At 44.5% G+C, this 1,302-nt stretch carries 1 protein-coding gene; it reads left to right on the top strand.

The genetic code is table 11. The features are described from left to right. Positions 1-86 precede the first annotated feature (86 nt). Positions 87-1,277 (top strand): IS4 family transposase, encoded by a 1,191-nt coding sequence (locus EQY_RS0122890; protein ID WP_001111522.1) that lies wholly within the window; start codon positions 87-89, stop codon positions 1,275-1,277. Positions 1,278-1,302: the final 25 nt, after the last annotated feature.

Raw genomic sequence — 1,302 nt, 5'->3', positions numbered from 1 at the left:
CCCCTGAGGAATCCCCAGAAAACAAGACAGGCATAGTGAGATGTGATCTAATTGATTGTGCTAACAATTTCAAGGAGATCACCACTATGCCTGCTCGTTTATTATGCCAAAATTTCCTTAACAACATACTGGCCCCTTTGCATCTTTACCGTCAAAAATCACTGATTGACGCAACTAATGCTGTAATAAATGGCGCTTCCCTCACGCTTACCAGTATCGGGCGTCATTTAATCGGTACTGCATCAGTTAAAAACAAAATAAAGCGGGTGGATCGACTGTTGGGGAATCGACATTTGCAAAATGAGGTTTCCACCATTTTTCAGCGAATTACTCAGAAGATTACGCGGGGAATGTCTCGTGTTGTGATACTCATTGACTGGAGTGCTTATCATGCCTCTCGTTTTCAGCTTTTGCGGGCAAGCCTGGCATGTGACGGGCGTTCTTTACCGTTGATGAGTTGTGTCGTTCCATCATCGCAGACAGCGAATGCAGACGTACATGAGCGTTTTCTGGAATCGCTTGCTGAGTGCTTTTCCCCCGGGACTGATGTCATTGTTATTACAGATGCCGGTTTTCAGGGGCGATGGTTCCAACAGATCCGCTCCCGTGGCTGGACCTATATTTGCCGGGTACTGGGCAATCATTATTACAATATTGGTGATGGCTGGGAAAAGGTGTCGGGCTCTGGCACAAAAGCATCAACGACAGCAATTTATTTAGGTGAAGGCCTGCTGGGTAGAGATAAAAATGCACAACATGAAGGGCATTTTTATCTTTATAAAAGTAAGCCTAAAGGTCGTAGATTTAAACGCTCGAAGGAAAGAGCAACCAGACCATCGGTGACGGCTAAAGCTCGTACTGCCGGGAAATCACCATGGTTTATTTTCACAAACAGTACTGAGTTCTCGCCAAAACAGGTAATGAAATTATACAGCCGTAGAATGCAAATTGAGCAAAATTTCAGGGATGAAAAAAATCCTCGCTGGGGATTTGGACTACGGTTTGGTGCCAGTCATTCATCTGGGCGGGTCACGGTATTGAGTCTGATCGCAACATTAGCCAGTATCATTATGTGGTTAAGCGGTTTCAGCCTGGAAAACAAAGGGATACATCATAAATATCAGGCAAATACAGTGAAGCACAGGCGAGTCATCTCGTTATTAAAACTGGCGGAGAATGTGATTCGACATTCTCCACTCATACTAAACACACTGTCACTTGACGCAGGGCTGAAAGTTCTACAGCAACGGTATACCAATATGATAATGGTTTACTAAATTTTCTGGGGATCCCTCAGGGGAT

The sequence above is a fragment of the Escherichia sp. TW14182 genome (genome assembly GCF_000208525.1).
In the GTDB taxonomy this organism is placed as follows: Bacteria; Pseudomonadota; Gammaproteobacteria; order Enterobacterales; family Enterobacteriaceae; genus Escherichia; species Escherichia ruysiae.
The sequence above is the reverse complement of the archived record's forward strand: the minus strand, read 5'-3'. Positions and strand labels throughout refer to the sequence as shown.

Excerpts from the sequence above, each read along its gene's own strand:
- EQY_RS0122890 (WP_001111522.1), top strand. The coding sequence starts at position 87 with ATGCCTGCTCGTTTATTATGCCAAAATTTCCTTAACAACATACTGGCC.